This window comes from Streptomyces sp. M92 (assembly GCF_028473745.1).
Classification (GTDB): Bacteria; Actinomycetota; Actinomycetes; order Streptomycetales; family Streptomycetaceae; genus Streptomyces.
In genome coordinates this window covers 1672418-1691955 of record NZ_CP101137.1, presented here as the reverse complement: position 1 = coordinate 1691955, position 19538 = coordinate 1672418, and the positions used below count along the sequence as shown (strand labels likewise).

Here is a 19538-nt window from a genome sequence, read left to right as displayed (position 1 = left end):
GTCGACCGCCGAACCTGTTACCGGGTAATGCCGGCGTAGGGAGTAGGTCTCATGACCATCAAGGACGCAAGCACGCCTGCCTCCGCTCAGAACTCCGCCCAGGAGGAGACCGTGGGGGCCGGGAAGTCCATCGGCTGGCACAAGGCGTACGTCGAGGGCTCGCGCCCCGACCTGCGGGTGCCGGTCCGTCAGGTGCACCTCACCAACGGGCAGTCAGTCACGCTCTACGACACCTCGGGCCCGTACACCGATCCGCTCGTCGACACCGATGTCCGCCGGGGGCTGCCGCCGCTGCGGGAAAACTGGATCATCGCCCGCGGTGATACCGAGGAGTACGCGGGCCGTCCCGTCCGTCCCGAGGACGACGGGATCAAGCACACCTCGCCGCGTGGCGGCCTGCGCAACCTCGACGCCGTCTTCCCCGGCCGTCCGCGCCAGCCGCGCCGCGGCCGGGACGGCAACGCGGTCACGCAACTCGCGTACGCACGCCGGGGAGAGATCACACCCGAGATGGAGTACGTGGCCATCCGGGAGAACGTCGCGCCGGAGGTGGTCCGCGAGGAGATCGCGGCAGGCCGGGCCGTGCTGCCCGCCAACGTCAACCACCCGGAGATCGAGCCGATGATCATCGGCAAGCGGTTCCTGGTGAAGGTCAACGCCAACATCGGCAACTCGGCGGTGACGTCCTCCATCGAGGAGGAGGTCGAGAAGATGACCTGGGCGACCCGGTGGGGCGCCGACACGGTCATGGACCTGTCCACCGGCCGCAACATCCACACCACGCGCGAATGGGTGCTGCGCAACTCTCCCGTCCCCATCGGGACCGTGCCGCTCTACCAGGCCCTGGAGAAGGTCGACGGCCGTGCTGAGGAGCTGACCTGGGAGATCTACAAGGACACGGTCATCGAACAGGCCGAGCAGGGCGTGGACTACATGACGGTCCACGCCGGGGTGCGCCTGGCGTACGTACCGCTGACCGCGAACCGCAAGACCGGCATCGTCTCGCGCGGCGGGTCGATCATGGCGGCGTGGTGCCTGGCGCACCACAAGGAGTCCTTCCTGTACGAGAACTTCGAGGAGCTCTGCGAGATCCTCGCCGCCTATGACGTCACCTACTCGCTCGGTGACGGCCTGCGGCCGGGCTCCATCGCGGACGCCAACGACCAGGCGCAGTTCGCGGAGTTGCGCACGCTCGGGGAACTCAACACGATCGCCAAGCGTTACAACGTACAGACCATGATCGAGGGCCCGGGACATGTCCCGATGCACAAGATCAAGGAGAACATCGACCTTCAGCAGGAGATCTGCGATGAAGCTCCGTTCTATACGCTCGGCCCGCTGACGACCGACGTCGCGCCCGCCTACGACCACATCACCTCCGGCATCGGTGCCGCGATGATCGCCTGGTGGGGTACGGCCATGCTCTGCTACGTCACACCCAAGGAGCACCTGGGCCTGCCCAACCGTGACGACGTCAAGACCGGCGTCATCACCTACAAGATCGCCGCCCATGCCGCCGACCTCGCCAAGGGGCATCCAGGTGCCCAGGAGTGGGACGACGCGCTGTCGGACGCCCGTTTCGAGTTCCGCTGGGAGGACCAGTTCAACCTGGCCCTCGACCCGGACACGGCACGGGAGTTCCACGACGAGACACTGCCGGCCGAGCCCGCCAAGACGGCTCACTTCTGCTCGATGTGCGGGCCGAAGTTCTGCTCCATGAAGATCAGCCAGAGCATCACGGAGCGATTCGGCGGTGCGGCCGCCGAGGGAGCGTCCCCCGAGGAGGTCGCCGAGGGGATGCTCCAGAAGTCGAGGGAGTTCGCGGCGAGCGGGAACAGGGTCTACCTGCCGATCGCCGACTGACCTCACCCGGCCCGGTGCCCCGTACCCCCGAAGGCCGGGGGGTACGGCGCCCGGACGGGGACTACTCGGGCCGGTGTTCCGGACCGCCGAAGTCCGGGCTGCTGTAGTCCGGGCTCGAATAGCTCGGGCGCGGGCCGGTGGCGGTGCCCTCACCGGGGCTCGTGAAGCCCGGACGGCCGTAGCCGAGGTGCGGCATGCGGCTCGTCGGCGCCCCCGGCCCTGTGTGCAGGGCCGCGGTGCCCGGATCGGCGAGTGCCTCGCGCAGAAACGGCAGGATGCCCCGCTCCAGCAGGGCTTCGTGCCAGGCGTCCCTGGCCCGGGCCACCTCCTCGTCGAGTTCGCCGTAGAAGCCGGACTCGGCGAAGGGGCGGTTGCGCAGCGCGGTGAGCAGCAGGCCAACCCCGGCGACGAGGATCGCGACCGCGGTCACGGCGCCGAAAACCCACCCGGTGGTGAGCATGGTCTGCGCGAAGGCCTGCCCCGGGGCGAGGACCTTCAGGAGGTAACCGACGAGCAGGAAGATCGCCGCGGCGGTGCCGGCCAGGACGGGCGCCAGTACGGCGACGACGGCCACGGCCCCCGCGCCGGTCGCCTCGGCGACCTCGCCCATGGTGGCGGCGAGCCCCGCCCCGCCCGTGCCCTGCTCCTCGGAGCCGGAGCCGCGCGCGCCAGGTGCCTTGGTGGACGGCGACGGGTGGCGCAGTTCCTCACGGACCTTGACGTAGTGCTGGTACTCGGTGGTGGCCGCCGCGGTGATCAGGGCGGTGGCGTTGAGTGCCATGGTGCGCAGTTGTTCGGAGTTGAGCCGCTGTCCTACGGCGGCCAGCTCTGGGCGGTGTGGTGCGGAGCGCAGCGCCTCGTCGAGGATCCGCTCGTACTCCTGGCGGTCCTCGTTCGGCAGGTGCTGCGGAACGCTGTTCATGTGCATCCCCCGATGCTCCGTAGGGCTTGGGGCTCGCATGCCAACGAGCCGTCGGGCAGAAACGGAGGGGAGCCTGCTACGGATAAGCCGATGGTAGAGCGGTGACGGTGGAGGGTGACAGGGGGTTTCCAGAAATTGGGTGCCGACCTGTGAGCAAGCCGCCGCCGAAAAGCCCGTCCGGCGAATGCTCAGGATTCCAGCGGCAGTTGCTGGACCAGCAGCTTCCCGGCCATGGTGACGCCGCCGTCCATCGCGATGGCCAGCCCGTCCGCGTAGACATGAGGTCCTTCGACCGCGGTACGGGTGTCGTCCTCGCCGTCCTCGGAACCGACCTCGCCCAGCAGATAGGGGATGGGGCTGTGGCCGTGAACGATCCGGGTGCCGCCGTACGTGTCCAGCAGGGAACGCACGGCGTCGGCGCCGCCCTCGTCGCGGAACGAGAAGCGCTTGGTGAGCTTGCGGAACAGGTCCCACACCTCTTCCGCGTCGTTGCGCGTGAGAGCCTCGCGGACGGTGTCGTTGACCTCCTCGATGGAACGGCCGTAGTCGAGGTAGGTGGTGGCGTCCGAGTGGACCAGGAGATGACCGTCGACCTCTTCCATGGCGTCGAGTCGGGCCATCCACTGCAGGTGGTGGTCCTGCAGGCGGTCCATGTCGGTCTTCTGGCCGCCGTTCAGCAGCCAGGCCGCCTGGAAGGTGGCGGTGCCCGCGCCGGAGTTGACGGGCGTGTCGCCGAACCGCTTGGCGCCCAGCAGCAGCAGCTCGTGGTTGCCCATCAGGGCTTTGCAGTAGCCACCGGCCGCGGCGGCCTCGGCGGACAGCCGCATCACGAGGTCGATGACGCCGATGCCGTCGGGGCCGCGGTCCGTGAAGTCGCCGAGGAACCACAGCCGCGTGGTGCCGGCGCACCACTGGCCGCCCTCGTCGATGAGGCCCTTCTCCCGCAGGGCCGCCACCAGCTCGTCGAGGTAGCCGTGCACGTCGCCGACGACGAACAGCGGGCCCTGTCCCGTGGCGGGCTGTGCCACCTGGGCCGGCTCCGGGTCGACGGCCACCTGGACCGTGTCACCCCGACGGATGACGGGCAGGTCCCGCTGGGTGGGCGTGTACCCATCCGGGAGGCCCTCCTCGTGCCCCTCCTCGGACGGCGGAGCGGCCTCGCTCGCCTGAGGTCCGGGGGCGGCGTACGGAGCGGCCTCGTGGACGTACGCGGGCACCCGGAAGTCGCGCACCGTCGCCGTCCGCTGCACCTCGGGTCCCTGACCGGCCCCCTGAGTCATCGACCCCTCCACCATCGCGCCGCATCTGCACCGCTTCGGACTGCCTGGTCGCAGCGGCCCGCGGTGTGTGGGCCCATCATAGGAATGCGGATCGCGCTGTGTGATGACCCAGGGGTGGTGAATCAGAACAGGACTCCGGTTCACCGCGGCTTTCGCCCCGATTGGGCCCGGCTTCGCCCGTCCGCGACGGGGGCGCGACCGTGCTCCGGACGCGCCGGGCGGCGGCCCTACTCGCGCTCGGGCGACCGCGGCGGGCTGACCGTTGTCCGGGGCGGGCGGCGTTGCGAAGACGTACGCACGATCAGCTCGGTCGGTATAACCTGCTCGACCGGCTGGTCCTGGGCGAGCCCTTCGATGGCGTCGATCAGGACCTGGATCACCGCCGTACCGATACGGCGGGGCTTCAGGGACAGCGTCGTGATGGGCGGCTCGGTGCTGGCGTACACGGTGGACTCGCTGCAGCAGACCAGCAGCAGGTCCTCCGGGACGCGCAGTCCGTAGCGGCGCGCGGCGGCGAGCAGGTCGGTGCCGTTCGGGTCGAACAGGCCGTAGACGGCGTCGGGCCGGTCGGGGCGGGCCAGCAGCCGGTCGGCGGCGACGGCCCCGGCGCACGGATCGTGTGCCGGGTAGGACTCGTAGACGGGGTCCTGGCCGACACGCTCGCACCAGCGCAGGTAGGCGGTGGTCGACAGATGTGTGTAGGTGTCGGTCGTGGTGCCGGTGAGCAGGCCGATCCGGCGGGCGCCGGCGTCGGCGAGGTGGTCGAGGATGCCGAGTACGGCGGCCTCGTGGTCGTTGTCGACCCAGGCGGTGACGGGGAGCGTGCCGGCCGGACGGCCGTCGGAGACGACCGGTAAACCCTGGCGCACGAGCTCGCTGACGACCGGGTCGTGGTCGGAGGGATCGATGACGACCGTGCCGTCGAGTGCGACGTTGGACCACACGTCGTGACGGGAGGTCGCCGGGAGGATGACGAGTGCGTAGCCCCGGGCGAGCGCGGCGGACGTGGCGGCGCGTGCCATCTCGGCGAAGTACGCGAACTCGGTGAAGGTGAAAGGTTCATCCCCGTACGTCGTCACGGTCAGGCCGATGAGTCCGGACTTGCCGGTGCGCAGCGTGCGGGCGGCGGCCGAGGGCCGGTAGCCCAGTCGGTCCGCGACCTCGCGCACATGGCGCCGGGTGGCATCCGGGAGTCGGCCCTTGCCGTTGAGGGCGTCGGAGACGGTTGTGATGGACACTCCGGCGGCGGCGGCCACGTCCCTGATGCCTGCCCGGCCCGGCCGGCTGCCTCGGCGTGAGGTTTCCGCGCGGCTCACCTGGTGCTTCCCTGCTGCTGTCATGGCGAGCCGATAGTAGGGCTCATGGGGTGGGGTAGGGCGGACGCATATGCACGCGTTGACAGTCACGTTTCTGCAAGATCATTGATGGTCAACTGCCATGGAAACCAAGCCTGATGCAGTCGTCTGCCCCAGTACCTGACCTGCCGACGGCTGAGGACCTGGTGCGCGTCCGATGTTGCGAAGAGGTCTCAACTCACCTGCACGAGGGATGCGCGCCACGGCGCGAGCCACCGGCGCGTAGATATATGTGTGGCGCGCCCCCCGAATCGTGCGCCTTAGTGTCCTGATGCCCATGTTGCTGGTGACGGATGAGGTCCGGCCTCACCTATACGCAGCGACGCCGAATCCTCTTATGGTGAGAAGTATTCGATGCCGGTGGTGGTCATGAGGAGGACTGTGGTGAGCGAGACGAGCCCCAAGCTGCGCGCCGAGCTGGAGGGGATTCCCACCTACAAGCCGGGCAAGCCCGCTGCTGCCGATGGCCCGGTGGCCTACAAGCTGTCCTCCAATGAGAACCCGTACCCGCCCCTGCCGGGCGTGATGGAGACGGTGACGGCCGCGGCCTCGTCGTTCAACCGGTACCCGGACATGGCCTGTACGTCCCTGATGAGTGAGCTCTCCGACCGCTTCGGCGTCCCCCTCTCCCATCTGGCCACCGGCACCGGTTCGGTCGGTGTGGCCCAGCAGCTGATCCAGGCGACCTCTGGCCCGGGCGACGAGGTGATCTACGCCTGGCGCTCGTTCGAGGCGTACCCGATCATCACGCAGATCAGCGGTGCGACCTCGGTGAAGGTGCCGCTCACCCCGGGCGACGTGCACGACCTGGACGCGATGGCGGCCGCGATCACCGACCGGACCCGGCTGATCTTCGTCTGCAACCCCAACAACCCGACCGGCACGGTGGTGCGGCGGGCCGAGCTGGAACAATTCCTGGACCGGGTGCCCAGTGATGTGCTGGTGGTCCTCGACGAGGCGTACCGCGAGTTCATCCGCGACCCCGAGGTGCCGGACGGCTGCGAGCTGTACCGCGAGCGGCCCAACGTCTGCGTGCTGCGGACGTTCTCCAAGGCGTACGGCCTCGCCGGCCTGCGGGTCGGGTTCGCGATCGCCCATGAGCCGGTGGCGGCCGCGCTGCGGAAGACGGCGGTGCCTTTCGGAGTGAGTCACATCGCCCAGGAGGCGGCGATCGCGTCGCTGCGGGCCGAGGACGAGCTGATCGGGCGGGTCGGATCGCTCGTGTGCGAGCGCACGCGCGTGGTCGACGCGCTGCGCGCGCAGGGCTGGACCGTTCCGGACACCCAGGCCAACTTCGTGTGGCTGCGACTGGGGGAGCGCACGGTCGCGTTCGCGAACGCGTGCGAGCAGTCCGGCGTGGTCATCCGGCCGTTCCCGGGCGAGGGTGTGCGGGTCACGGTCGGTGAGAGCGAGGCGAACGACATCTTCCTGAAGGTGGCGCAGGAGTTCCGCAAGGAGCTGTAGGGCGGCTGTGGCGCCCGCAGCGGGGTCGTCGTAGCGCGTCGTCGTCAGCTGCTAGGAGTCGACGCGTTCGACGCGCACCGGGTCGCCGTCCCGCACCGTCGCCAGCAGGCGCGGGTCGCCGTCGAGGCGGCCCAGGACATTGCAGGGACTCGCGAGGCGGCACTCGTCTCCTCGCGAGATCGGCGTCGGCCCGTACGGCAGCGCCAGGGCGTCGCCGTCGATCCAGAAGGCGACCGTGCCGGGCTCGACGACCTGGCGGGCGTCCGTTTCACGTGAAACCGACACACCTGTGTCGAAGTACACCTCCTCGCCCCAGGTGTGGGCGGAGGAGGTGAGCGGCAGGGCCTTGAGGAGGGCCTGCGTGCTCGGAGTGTCGGTGAGGGTCGCGGTGAGGTGACCCGCAGGCCACGAGATCCGTATCTTCATGCGGCGAATTCAACAAGATGTTGAAGTTCCCGCCAAGGGGTTGACGTCACAAGGGACCCCCCTTCCGGTGTCGAAAAGCTGTACGTCATAATTGCTTGTGAATGTGAACGCGTTCACAAGCGTGTCTCGGTTGCGCCCGAGTTGGGTGTGACATACACGCACAAACTGCCGCCGATCACGGCGAGTGGCGAGGCAAGGAGAGTGACGACGTGGACATGGCTCTGGCGCCGGAGACGCTGGCGCGCTGGCAGTTCGGCATCACGACCGTCTACCACTTCCTGTTCGTCCCCCTGACGATCTCGCTGGCCGCCCTCACGGCCGGTCTGCAGACCGCCTGGGTACGTACCGAGAAGGAGAAGTACCTCAGAGCGACCAAGTTCTGGGGCAAGCTCTTCCTGATCAACATCGCCATGGGCGTCGTCACCGGCATTGTGCAGGAGTTCCAGTTCGGCATGAACTGGTCTGACTACTCCCGCTTCGTCGGTGATGTCTTCGGTGCCCCGCTCGCCTTCGAGGCACTGATCGCCTTCTTCTTCGAGTCGACCTTCATCGGTCTGTGGATCTTCGGCTGGGACAAGCTGCCCAAGAAGATCCACCTGGCCTGCATCTGGATGGTCTCGATCGGCACCCTGCTGTCGGCGTACTTCATCCTGGCGGCCAACTCCTGGATGCAGCACCCGGTCGGCTACCGGATCAACGAGGAGAAGGGCCGGGCCGAACTCACCGACTTCTGGGCCGTTCTGACCCAGAACACCACCCTCAACCAGGTCTTCCACAGCTTCTCGGCGGCCTTCCTGACGGGCGGCGCCTTCATGGTGGGCATCGCCGCCTTCCACCTGATGCGCAAGAAGCACATAACGGTGATGCGGACCTCGCTCCGGCTCGGCCTCGTCACCCTGGCGGTCGGCGGCATCCTCACCGCGATCAGCGGCGACACCCTCGGCAAGGTCATGTACGAGCAGCAGCCGATGAAGATGGCCGCCGCCGAGGCGCTGTGGGACGGCGAGGAACCGGCTCCCTTCTCCGTCTTCGCCTACGGGGACGTCGACGAGGGGCACAACAAGGTCGCCCTGGAGATCCCCGGACTGCTGTCCTTCCTCGCCCACAGCGATTTCGACTCGTACGTGCCCGGCATCAACGACACCAATGAGGCCCTCCAGGAGAAGTTCGGTCCCGGCGACTACAAGCCCATCGTCCCCGTCGCCTACTGGGGCTTCCGCTGGATGATCGGCTTCGGAATGGCCTCCTTCTCCCTCGGCCTGCTGGGCCTGTGGCTGACACGGAAGAAGTTCCTGCTGCCGCCCGCCCTGCGGACCGGGGAGGACGAGGTGCCGCACCTGGTCCTCCTGCGCAAGCCGCTCGGCACGAAGCTCACCCGCCTGTACTGGCTCCTGGCGCTCTGGACGATGGCGTTCCCGCTGATCGCCAACTCTTGGGGCTGGATCTTCACCGAGATGGGCCGTCAGCCCTGGGTCGTCTACGGCGTGATGCAGACCCGCGACGCGGTCTCCCCCGGTGTCTCCACGGCCGAGGTCATCATCTCGATGTCCGTCTTCACCCTGCTGTACGCCGTCCTCGCCGTCATCGAGGTCAAGCTGCTCGCCAAGTACGTCAAGGCCGGCCCGCCCGAGCTCACCGAGGCCGACCTCAACCCGCCCACGAAGATCGGCGGCGACCTCCGTGACGCCGACAAGCCGATGGCCTTCTCGTACTAGGCCGAGGGAGCTGCACAGTCATGGAACTGCACGACGTCTGGTTCGTTCTGATCGCGGTCCTGTGGACCGGCTACTTCTTCCTCGAGGGATTCGACTTCGGGGTCGGCGTGCTCACCAAGCTGCTGGCCCGGAACCGGGCCGAGAAGCGGGTGCTGATCAACACGATCGGCCCCGTCTGGGACGGCAACGAGGTGTGGCTGCTCACGGCCGGCGGCGCCACCTTCGCGGCCTTCCCGGAGTGGTACGCCACGCTGTTCTCCGGCTTCTACCTCCCGCTGCTGGTCATCCTGGTCTGCCTGATCGTTCGCGGTGTCGCCTTCGAGTACCGCGTGAAGCGGCCCGAGGAGAGCTGGCAGCGCAACTGGGAGACCGCGATCTTCTGGACATCGCTGATCCCGGCGTTCCTGTGGGGCGTCGCCTTCGGCAACATCGTCCGCGGCGTGAAGATCGACCGGGACATGGAGTACGTCGGCTCCGTCTGGGAACTGCTGAACCCGTACGCCCTCCTGGGCGGCCTGGTGACGCTGACGCTGTTCACCTTCCACGGAACGGTGTTCACGGCACTCAAGACCGTCGGTGACATCCGGGAACGGGCCCGTACCCTGGCGCTGCGCATCGGCCTCGTCACGGCGGTGCTGGCCCTCGCCTTCCTGCTCTGGACGCAGGCCGCCAGCGGCGACGGCAAGAGCCTGGTGGCCCTCGTGGTGGCCGTGGCCGGTCTTGTCATCGCGCTGGTGGCGAATCAGGCCGGGCGTGAGGGATGGGCGTTCGCCCTGTCCGGCGTCACCATCGTGGCCGCTGTGGCGATGCTCTTCCTGACGCTGTTCCCGAACGTCATGCCGTCCACGCTCGACGCGGACTGGAGCCTCACCGTCACCAACGCATCGTCCAGCCCTTACACCCTGAAGATCATGACCTGGCTGGCCGCGGTCGCCACTCCGGTCGTCCTGCTCTACCAGGGCTGGACGTACTGGGTGTTCCGCAAGCGGATCGGCACCCAGCACATCGCCGAACCCGCGCACTGAGTCCGATGGGGGTGCTTCACGTGACAGGTCTCCTTGTTTCACGTGAAACACCCTCTCCGGACGGGAGGGCATGTTTCACGTGAAACCCATCGACCCACGTCTCTTGCGGTACGCCCGCGCCACTCGACACTTCCTGATGGCGGTCGTCGTTCTCGGTGCCATCGGCGCGGGCCTGCTCGTCACCCAGGCGGTGCTCATCGCCGAGGTGGTGGTGGGCGCCTTCCAGCAGGACATGACCGCCGCCGAACTCCGCACTCCCCTACTGCTCCTGATAGGCGTGGCATGCGGTCGCGCGCTGGTCGGATGGCTCACCGAACTGGCCGCGCACCGGGCGAGCGCGGCGGTGAAGTCGGAACTGCGCGGTCGGCTGCTGGAACGGGCCACGGTGCTCGGACCCGGGTGGCTGAGCGGACAGCGGACCGGGTCGCTGGTCGCCCTGGCTACGCGGGGCGTCGACGCCCTCGACGACTACTTCTCGCGCTACCTCCCCCAACTGGGACTCGCGGTGGTCGTCCCCGTCGCGGTGCTGGCCCGCATCGTCACCGAGGACTGGGTCTCGGCGGCCATCATCGTCGGCACCCTGCCGCTCATTCCGCTCTTCATGGTGCTGATCGGCTGGGCGACTCAGTCCCGGATGGACCGTCAATGGCGGCTGCTGTCCCGGCTGTCCGGGCACTTCCTGGACGTGGTCGCCGGACTGCCGACGCTGAAGGTCTTCGGGCGGGCCAAGGCACAGGCCGAGTCGATCAAGCGCATCACCGGCGAGTACCGGCAGGCCACCATGCGGACCCTGCGGATCGCCTTCCTGTCGTCCTTCGCGCTAGAACTTCTGGCTACGCTCTCCGTGGCACTCGTCGCGGTCACCATCGGCATGCGGCTCGTCCACGGGGACATGGCCCTCTACGACGGCCTGGTCGTGCTGGTGCTCGCACCCGAGGCATATCTGCCACTGCGCCAGGTCGGCGCCCAGTACCACGCGGCGGCAGAGGGCCTGGCCGCCGCGGAGGAGATCTTCTCGGTGCTGGAGCAGCCGGTACCGGCCGCGGGGACCGGCACCGTGCCGACCGTCGGCCCCCTGGAGTTCGAGGGCGTGACCGTCCGCTACCCAGGACGTGCCACGGACGCCGTGACGGACGTGAACTTCACCGTCCAGCCCGGTGAGACGGTCGCCCTGGTCGGCCCGAGCGGAGCGGGCAAGTCGACACTCCTCAACGCCCTGCTCGGTTTCGTGCGCCCGGCCGGCGGACGAGTCCGCGTGGGGGGAGCCGACCTCACCGACCTCGACCCGGAGCAGTGGCACGCCCGTGTCGCCTGGGTGCCGCAGCACCCACACCTGTACGCGGGCACCATCGCCGAGAACGTACGGCTGGCGCGGCCCGACGCCGACGACGACGCCGTACGACGGGCGCTGCGCGACGCCCATGCGCTGGCGTTCGTGGACGCGCTGCCCGAGGGCACGGCGACGGTGCTCGGCGAGGGCGGCAGCGGACTGTCCGCCGGGCAGCGGCAGCGGCTGGCGCTCGCCAGGGCGTTCCTCGCCGACCGGCCCGTGCTGCTGCTCGACGAGCCGACGGCCGCACTGGACGGTGCCACCGAGGCCGAGATCGTGGCCGCGGTGCGGAGGCTGGCGGCGGGACGGACGGTGCTGCTGGTCGTGCACCGGCCGGCCCTGCTGGAGGTAGCCGACCGGGTGGTGCGGCTGGAGGAGCCGGCTGGGGCCGTCATGGCCCACGGCGTCCACGGCGCGTCACCGGCCGCACGTCCTCGGGCGGAGGCCGCTGACGTCCCGGACCGAGCGGCCCTCGACGACCCGGACACCGGGACGGAGCGCGCAGGCGGAGTCCTCGCCAGGGTGCGAGCCATGTCAGCCGCCCGGCGCGGGCGGCTGGGTCTCGCGCTGTCGCTCAGCAGCCTGGCCCTGGGCAGTGCCGTCGGCCTGATGGCCACCTCCGGGTACCTCATCTCGCGGGCGTCCGAGCAGCCACCGGTGCTCTACCTCATGGTGGCCGTGACGGCGACGCGCGCCTTCGGCATCGGACGTGCCGTGTTCCGCTACGCCGAGCGGCTCGTGTCCCACGACGCGGTGCTGCGGATGCTGGCCGACACCCGCGTCGCCGTGTACCGGCGTCTGGAGCGGCTGGCACCCGCCGGACTGCGCCGCAGCCGTCGGGGCGACCTGCTGTCCCGGCTCGTCTCCGATGTCGACGCCCTGCAGGACTACTGGCTGCGCTGGCTGCTGCCCGCCGGTTCCGCAGTGGTCGTCTCCGTCGCGTCCGTCGGCTTCACCGCCTGGCTGCTGCCGGAGGCGGGTGCCGTGCTCGCCGTCGGCCTGCTGGCGGCCGGAGCGGGGGTCCCGCTGATCACCGGTGCCGTGGCCCGGCGGGCCGAGCACAGGCTGGCGCCCGCCCGCGGTGTGCTCGCCACCAGGGTGACCGACCTGCTCACCGGCACCGCCGAACTGACCGTCGCCGGCGCCCTGCCCGCGCGGGCCGCCGAGGCTCGCCGGGCCGACGGCGCGCTCACCCGGATCGTCTCGCGCGCCGCCACCGCCACCGCGCTGGGCGACGGACTGACCGCGCTGATCTCCGGCCTGACGGTCGCGGGCGCCGCCCTCGTCGGTGCCCAGGCGGTCGCCGACGGTCGGCTCACCGGTGTGGCCGTGGCCGTCGTGGTGCTCACCCCGCTGGCCGCCTTCGAGGCCGTACTCGGTCTGCCGCTTGCCGTGCAGTACCGCCAGCGCGTCCACCGGAGTGCGGAGCGCGTGCACGAGGTGCTCGACGCTCCCGAACCCGTACGGGAGCCGGAGGCGCCCCGGCAGGCGCCCGCGTCGCCGTTCCCGGTCGTCCTCAAGGGACTGGCCGCCCGGTACCCCGGGAAGGACCGGAACGCCCTGGCGCGGCTAGACCTGACACTGGCGAAGGGCCGTCGCGTCGCCGTGGTCGGTCCCTCCGGGGCTGGCAAGACCACCCTGGCCCAGGTGCTGCTGAGGTTCATCAAGACGGACGCCGGCTCGTACACGCTGGCCGGCGTGGACGCCAGTGCCCTGGCAGGCGACGACGTACGGCGGCTCGTCGGACTGTGCGCCCAGGACGCGCACGTCTTCGACAGTTCGGTGCGGGAGAACCTGCTGCTGGCCAGGAAGGACGCCACCGAGGGCGAACTGCGCCAGGCGCTGGAGCGGGCCCGGCTGCTGGAGTGGGCCGACGGCCTGCCCGAGGGTCTGGACACGCTGGTGGGGGAGCACGGTGCCCGGCTGTCCGGCGGTCAGCGCCAGCGGCTGGCCCTCGCCCGGGCGCTGCTCGCCGACTTCCCGGTCCTGGTGCTGGACGAGCCCGCCGAGCATTTGGACCTGCCGACCGCCGACGCGCTCACCGCCGATCTGCTGGCCGCCACCGAGGGCCGTACCACCCTCCTGATCACGCACCGGCTGGCCGGTCTGGAGGCCGTGGACGAGGTGATCGTGCTGGACGAGGGCCGGGCCGTGCAGCGGGGGACCTACGCGGAGCTGGCCGCCGTACCGGGTCCGCTGCGGGCCATGGCCGAGCGGGAAGCGGCGTCGGAACTGCTGGTGGGAGTGGTGTGACCGGCTGGCCGGGGCCGCCGCAGCCGCGAGATGCACGGACCGCCATTCTGCAGTTCACGACCTTCTCACGAAATGTGACTTTCCAGGACGAAAGGGTCTCATTAGGCTCGGGTCATGCCCCCTGCACCACTTCCCGGTCCGCAGCCGCCCCACCAGGGGACCTCGGCCGAGCTCCTGGCGCGGGTGCCGAAGCTGCTGGAAGCGATGCGTTCCGTCGGCAGCGGACTGGAACTGCACTCCACGCTGAACCGGATCTGTGAGACGGCGGCCGACCTGGCGAGTGCCCGGTACGCGGCCATCGGCGTCGTCGACGAGGACGGTGACGGCCTCGCCGAGTTCGTGCACCACGGCGTCGACGAGGCGACCGCCCGGCGGATCGGCCACCTGCCCGACGGGCACAAGGGTCTGCTCGGCGCCCTCATCCGTGACCCGGACCCGGTCCGACTCACGGACCTGACCGAGGACCCGCGCTCCTGCGGATTCCCCGCGCACCACCCGCCGATGCGCAGCTTCCTCGGCGTCCCCATCCGCGTACACGGCGAGAACTTCGGCAACCTCTACCTGAGCGACAAACCGGCCGGGGAGCCGTTCAACGACTCGGACCTCGCGATGGTCCGGGTCCTGGCCACCGAGGCCGGCATCGCGATCGGCAACGCGCGGCTGTACGAGGCGGCCCGGCAGCGCGAGCGCTGGATCGACGGGTCGGTCGCTGTGACCACCGCGCTGCTTGCCGGCGGTGACATGGACGAGGCCCTCCAGGTCGTCGCCGAACAGGCCCGCCGGCTCTCCGGAGCGCGGGCGGGAATCGTGCTGCTGCCGGCCGACGGGGGCGGCCTGGAGATCGTGGCCGTCGCCACACCGCACGCCACGAACGCCCTCGGCACGGTCATCCCGCCGGACAACGGCGTCGTCGCCGAACTGCTGGCCGGGCGCCCGGTGTTCGTGGACGACGCCGCCACCGACCCGCGCATGGCGGCCGGGCCCGTGCGTGGTTACGGACCGATCATGCTGCTGCCCCTGTGCAGGGACGGGCGGGTCCTCGGCGGTCTCGTCATGCCCCGCGCCCGGGGAGAGCGTCCGTTCACGCGGACGGAGCGTGCGCTCGGCGACCGGTTCGCCTCGCAGGCCGCGCTGGCCCTGATGATGGCCGACGCCCAGCGCGACCGGGAACGGCTCGCCGTCTACGAGGACCGCGACCGCATCGCGCGCGACCTGCACGACCTCGTGATCCAGCGGTTGTTCGCCACGGGAATGATGCTGGAGAGCGCACAGCGCAGGGCGCTCGCGCCCGAGGTGCGTGACGGGGTGGGCGGGGCCGTCGACGAGCTCGACGTCACCATCCAGGAGATCCGCTCAGCCATCTTCGCGCTGCGGCAGCCCGCCGAGTCACCCGAGGGGCTGCGCACACGCGTGCTGCGCGAGGTCGCCATGGCCGCCGTGCCGCTCGGCTTCTCGCCCTCGCACCGCTTCGTCGGCCCGGTCGACACCGCCGTCGGCGACCTGACCGGCAAGAACCTCATCGCCGCGCTGCGCGAAGCCCTGTCCAACGCCTTCCGGCACGCCGACGCCACCCGGATCGAGGTGACCGTCGATGCCACGGTCACGCTTCCGGACGGCCGCCCGGGGGTCCGGCTGACCGTCGCGGACGACGGTGTCGGCATCCCCGAGGGTGGGCGGCGCAGCGGGCTGCGCAATCTTGAGCGGCGCGCCGAGACCGTCGGGGGCACCAGCCGGACCGGGCCGGGCATCGGGAGGGACGGCAGCGGCACGACGGTGCTGTGGGAGGCCCCGTACTGAGCACCGTCGGCGCCGCGTTGCTCCATGTGCAGCAGCGGCACTGCGCCGTGTGCAGCAACGGGTCCCCCACTCGTACGACCTGAACGAGACCCCGGGCTCCCGCGCGGTCCACGATCGCTGACATGCGCTCACCTCGCCGTCACCCGCTGCTGGTTCCGGTGCTGCTGTGCGCGCTCGCCGTGCTCGCGGCCCGTCCCACGGACGCCGGGGACGAGGACGGCGGCTCATCCACCGGCGCACAGGTGGCGCGACTGTACGCGGACGCGGCCGAGGCCACCCGGCAGTACGAGGACGGGCGGCGCGAGGCCGAGGCACGGCGGTCGAAGGCCCTGGAGTACGAGAAGCGTCTCGACGTGCAGCGGCGGAAGATCGACGGCATGCACGAGGACCTGGGCCGGATCGCCCGCGCGCAGTACCGCGGCAGCGGCGGGCTGCCGCTCACCGCGCAGATGCTCCTGGCCGACGACCCCGACGGGCTGATGCGTGGTCAGCACGCCCTCACCCGGGCCGACGTGGCCGTGAACAACGCCATCGGCCGGAGCCTGCGGGCCGAGGCCCGGCTCGCCGCCGACGAGGCGAAAGCACGGGCCGCCTGGCGGGCGCTGGAGGAGCGCAACGCGGAGCTGGCCGAGCTGAAGCAGGAGATCGAGGGCAAGCTCGAGGCGGCCCGGGCGCGCCTGGAGGGGGAGGCGGACGCCTCGGTCACGGCCGGTTCATGCCCGGGCGCGGTCCGCCTCGACCAGCCGGACGAGGACTTGGACCGGCCCTGGGTCGCCCCGGTGCAGACGTACGCGCTGTCGGCGTCCTTCGGCAGCGGCGGGGCACGCTGGGCGAACCGGCACACCGGTCAGGACTTCGCGGTGCCGGTCGGGACACCGGTGCGGTCGGTCGGCGCGGGCCGGGTGGTGAAGGTGTCCTGCGGCGGGGCCTTCGGGATGCAGGTCGTGGTCCAGCACGCCGGCGGTTACTACACGCAGTACGCGCATCTCGCCGCGGTCGCCGTCGACCAGGGCCAGAGGGTCCGGCCCGGCCAGTGGGTCGGGCAGTCGGGCAGTACCGGTAACTCCACCGGCCCGCATCTGCACTTCGAGGTGCGGGTGACACCCGAGACGGGGTCGGCCCTGGACCCGGTGCCGTGGCTGTCGGAGCGCGGGGTGTCGCTCTGACGGGCCGCGGGCGCCGCCGGGCGAACGTCAGGGCAGTTCCGCCAGGATCCGCTCGACGACCACGGCGACCCCGTCCTCGTTGTTGGCGACCGTCCGCCCCGACGCGGCGGCGACCACGTCCGGATGCGCGTTGCCCATGGCGTACGACCGTCCCGCCCAGGTGAGCATCTCGACGTCGTTCGGCATGTCGCCGAAGGCGACGACCTCCTCGTGCGAGATGCCGCGCTCGGCGCAGCACAGGGCGAGTGTGCTGGCCTTGGAGACCTCCGGGCCGCTGATCTCCAGCAGGGCGCTGGGGCTGGACCGGGTGACGTTGGCGCGGTCGCCGATGGCGAGGCGGGCCAGTGCGAGGAAGCCGTCGGGATCCAGCTCGGGGTGGAAGGCCAGGATCTTGAGGACTGGCTCCTCGGCGGCGCGACCGCCCGGTGCCAGGATCTCCTCGGCGGGCAGGAGGTCGTCGGGGACCTCCATGTGCAGTTTCGGGTATGCCGGCTCCTGGTGGAAGCCGTACGTCTGCTCGACCGCGTACACCGTGCCGGGCGCCGCCTCGCGCAGCAGCCGTACGGCGTCCAGTGCGTTCTGCCGGGCCAGCTCCCGGACCTTCACGAACCGGTGTGTGCCGGGGCCGCCGTGGAGGTCGACCACGGCGGCGCCGTTGCCGCAGATGGCGAGGCCGTGTCCGTGGACGTGGGCGCTGACGACGTCCATCCAGCGGGCGGGGCGGCCGGTGACGAAGAAGACCTCGATGCCCGCCTTCTCGGCGGCGGCCAGCGCGGCGACCGTGCGCGGGGAGACCGACTTGTCGTCCCGCAGCAGAGTGCCGTCGAGGTCGGTGGCGATGAGCCGCGGGCGAAGTACCGCGGCCGGGGGCTCGGGCTGTCGGGTCGCTGAGGTCACCCGGTCATTCTCCCGCATATGCCTGCACGCCCGTGCGCGACTCTGCACATATGTGAGCTACGGCTCTCATACCCGCAGCTGCGCCGGGGCCTCCATGGCGATCCGCTCGAAGACCTTCTCGTCCGCTGTGAAGTCCGAGTCGGGGATCGGCCAGTGGACGACAAGCTCGGTGAAGCCCAGGTCACGGTGGCGGCCGGCGAAGTCGACGAAGGCGTCCACGGACTCCAGCGGCCGGCTGCGGTCGGGCGTGAAGCCGGTAAGCAGGACCTTGTCGAGCTCGTTCACCTCCCGGCCGATGCCGACGCAGGCGTCGGCGAGTTTGTCGGCCTGCGCCCGCAGGGCCCGGTCGGACTGCTCGGGGGTGCCGTGCTCGAAGAGCTTCGGATCACCGGTGGTCACCCAGGCCTGCCCGTACTGCGCGGCGAGCCGCAGACCGCGCGGCCCGGTCGCGGCCACCGCGAACGGCAGCCGGGGCCGCTGCACACACCCCGGGATGTTGCGGGCCTCGTGGGCCGAGTAGAAGTCGCCCTCGTAGGACACCGCGTCCTCGGTCAGCAGCCGGTCCAGCAGCGGGAGGAACTCGTTGAACCGGTCGGCCCGCTCACGAGGTGTCCACGGCTCCTGGCCGAGGGCGGTGGCGTCGAAGCCGGTGCCGCCGGCTCCTACGCTGAGCGTGACCCGGCCACCGGAGATGTCGTCGAGGGAGATCAGCTCCTTGGCGAGCGTCACCGGGTGCCGGAAGTTCGGCGAGGTCACCAGGGTGCCCAGGCGCAGCCGCTCGGTGACGGCCGCGGCGGCGGTGAGTGTCGGAACGGCGCCGAACCACGGGCCGTCCCGGAAGCTCCTCCAGGACAGGTGATCGTAGGTGTACGCGGTGTGGAATCCGAGCTGCTCGGCGCGCGTCCAGGCCGAACGGCCGCCCTCGTGCCAGCGGCGGTTCGGAAGGATCACGGTGCTCAAGCGAAGGCTCATGCTTCCGAGCCTAAGCGGCTGACCCCGGGTTTCACGTGAAACGTGTACGGCGTCACCGCACCCGGCTGCTCAGCCACGGGGTGAGCATGATCATCGGTACGAGCTCCTTGTGCGTGCGATCGCCCGGCAGCGGCACGATCAGGCGGTAGCCGGGCGGGAAGCGGCGGCCTTTGACGTAGGCGAGACCGCCGAAGACGGAGCGCAGGAACGCGGGGACGTCGTCGCGCGGGATGTCCGGGCACTCGACGCCCTCGACGTCGATCAGGGCGTCGCCCTCGTGGAAGAGCCGGACGCTCACCCGGGGCACCCCGCCGAATTCGACGAAGGCCTCGTGAGGGAGGGAGCCGTCGGCGTCGACGACCACGCCCACGCCCGCAGCACTGTGGCGGGAGGTCTGGTCGGCGCCGATGTCGTCGCTGACCTCGATCTCCAGCGCGTACTCCTCAGCGACGGCGCGCAGGGCGGTGACGGCGGCCTGGGTGGTGGGCAGCTGCTCCATGTCACCGATCATGCGGGATCAGTGCCGGGAGGGGAAACGCAGATACCGCGGCGGTACCGCTTTCGTCAGCCAGATCGTTGTCGCTGACATGGAAGACATGTCCCTCGCGGTGCATGGCGGCGTCCACCGGGAGCACGACCGCCCGGCCGCGGCGGGCGCCGACCCGGGTCGCTGTCTCGCGGTCGGGCGAGAGGTGCACATCGTGCCGGTTCATCGGCCGCAGCCCCTCGGCGCGGATGGCGTCCAGGTGCCGGGTGACGGTCCCGTGACAGAGGTGCGGCGGCGGGGTCGCCGGGGAAGGCCCAGGTCCACTTCGACGCTGTGGCCCTGGCTGGCGCGGATCCGGGTGCCCCCGACGGCGAAGCGCCGTTTGTCATTGCCGGCGATGACGCGGTCGAGCTCGTCCCGCGTGAAGGGGAAGCCGTGCGCGGCCGCCGCGGCGATGAGCGTGTCGATGTCGACCCGGCCGGCCTCGTCGAGTGTGAGCCCCCGCCTCTCCGGCTGATGGCGGAGAGGCCGCGACAGGAACTTGGCCACCCTGCCTGTGCGTCTGTCGTCCATGGATGCTCGTGGC

Annotated in this window: 14 protein-coding genes and 1 pseudogene; 7 read left to right on the top strand and 8 right to left on the bottom strand. The window is 70.5% G+C overall.

Annotated features, from left to right (window positions below):
• The first annotated feature begins 51 nt into the window (after positions 1-51).
• The gene (gene thiC, locus M6G08_RS07670) at positions 52-1863 is read left to right on the top strand and encodes a phosphomethylpyrimidine synthase ThiC (RefSeq protein WP_272586421.1); all 1812 of its coding nucleotides are present in this window, start codon (positions 52-54) and stop codon (positions 1861-1863) included.
• A gap of 61 nt (positions 1864-1924) precedes the next feature.
• Here thiC and M6G08_RS07665 read toward each other — a convergent pair whose 3' ends face one another.
• From M6G08_RS07665 to M6G08_RS07655, 3 genes are all read right to left on the bottom strand, one after another.
• Positions 1925-2791, bottom strand: coding sequence for a hypothetical protein (locus tag M6G08_RS07665; protein ID WP_272586420.1), 867 nt, complete (start codon positions 2789-2791; stop codon positions 1925-1927).
• Positions 2792-2973: 182 nt separating this feature from the next.
• On the bottom strand, positions 2974-4080 hold the full coding sequence (locus M6G08_RS07660) for a metallophosphoesterase family protein (RefSeq protein WP_272586419.1): 1107 nt from the start codon (positions 4078-4080) through the stop codon (positions 2974-2976).
• 212 nt (positions 4081-4292) lie between these two features.
• A complete protein-coding gene (locus M6G08_RS07655; RefSeq protein WP_073726019.1) occupies positions 4293-5405 on the bottom strand; it encodes a LacI family DNA-binding transcriptional regulator in 1113 nt (370 codons plus the stop codon).
• A 399-nt stretch (positions 5406-5804) separates the two neighbouring features.
• Here M6G08_RS07655 and hisC point away from each other — a divergent pair, with 399 nt between their 5' ends.
• Positions 5805-6884, top strand: a complete 1080-nt coding sequence (gene hisC / locus M6G08_RS07650; RefSeq protein ID WP_272586418.1) for a histidinol-phosphate transaminase — start codon at positions 5805-5807, stop codon at positions 6882-6884.
• Positions 6885-6935: 51 nt separating this feature from the next.
• Here the strand turns inward: hisC and M6G08_RS07645 are convergent, their stop codons facing one another.
• Positions 6936-7310 carry a cyclophilin-like fold protein gene (locus tag M6G08_RS07645; RefSeq protein ID WP_272586417.1) on the bottom strand — a complete coding sequence of 125 codons (375 nt, stop codon included), beginning with the start codon at positions 7308-7310 and terminating at the stop codon, positions 6936-6938.
• Positions 7311-7519: 209 nt separating this feature from the next.
• Here M6G08_RS07645 and M6G08_RS07640 point away from each other — a divergent pair, with 209 nt between their 5' ends.
• The 5 genes from M6G08_RS07640 (at position 7520) to M6G08_RS07620 (ending at position 16596) form a co-directional block, all read left to right on the top strand.
• Positions 7520-9025: a cytochrome ubiquinol oxidase subunit I gene (locus tag M6G08_RS07640; protein ID WP_272586416.1), complete on the top strand. Its 1506-nt coding sequence runs from the start codon at positions 7520-7522 to the stop codon at positions 9023-9025.
• Between the two features lie 20 nt (positions 9026-9045).
• Positions 9046-10050, top strand: coding sequence for a cytochrome d ubiquinol oxidase subunit II (cydB, locus tag M6G08_RS07635; RefSeq protein ID WP_272586415.1), 1005 nt, complete (start codon positions 9046-9048; stop codon positions 10048-10050).
• 79 nt (positions 10051-10129) lie between these two features.
• A complete protein-coding gene (gene cydD / locus M6G08_RS07630; protein WP_272586414.1) occupies positions 10130-13633 on the top strand; it encodes a thiol reductant ABC exporter subunit CydD in 3504 nt (1167 codons plus the stop codon).
• 114 nt (positions 13634-13747) lie between these two features.
• On the top strand, positions 13748-15430 hold the full coding sequence (locus M6G08_RS07625; RefSeq protein WP_272586413.1) for a GAF domain-containing sensor histidine kinase: 1683 nt from the start codon (positions 13748-13750) through the stop codon (positions 15428-15430).
• 122 nt (positions 15431-15552) lie between these two features.
• Positions 15553-16596 (top strand): M23 family metallopeptidase, encoded by a 1044-nt coding sequence (locus M6G08_RS07620; RefSeq protein WP_272586412.1) that lies wholly within the window; start codon positions 15553-15555, stop codon positions 16594-16596.
• A gap of 27 nt (positions 16597-16623) precedes the next feature.
• On the opposite strand, the gene M6G08_RS07615 is transcribed toward M6G08_RS07620, so the two are convergent.
• The 4 genes and pseudogenes from M6G08_RS07615 to M6G08_RS07600 form a co-directional block, all read right to left on the bottom strand.
• Positions 16624-17511 (bottom strand): HAD family hydrolase, encoded by an 888-nt coding sequence (locus M6G08_RS07615; protein WP_272586411.1) that lies wholly within the window; start codon positions 17509-17511, stop codon positions 16624-16626.
• 48 nt (positions 17512-17559) lie between these two features.
• Positions 17560-18465, bottom strand: a complete 906-nt coding sequence (locus M6G08_RS07610; RefSeq protein ID WP_272586410.1) for an LLM class flavin-dependent oxidoreductase — start codon at positions 18463-18465, stop codon at positions 17560-17562.
• 52 nt (positions 18466-18517) lie between these two features.
• On the bottom strand, positions 18518-18976 hold the full coding sequence (locus tag M6G08_RS07605; protein ID WP_272586409.1) for a hypothetical protein: 459 nt from the start codon (positions 18974-18976) through the stop codon (positions 18518-18520).
• Between the two features lie 6 nt (positions 18977-18982).
• A pseudogene (locus tag M6G08_RS07600) lies at positions 18983-19525 on the bottom strand (RNA 2'-phosphotransferase).
• Positions 19526-19538 lie beyond the last annotated feature (13 nt).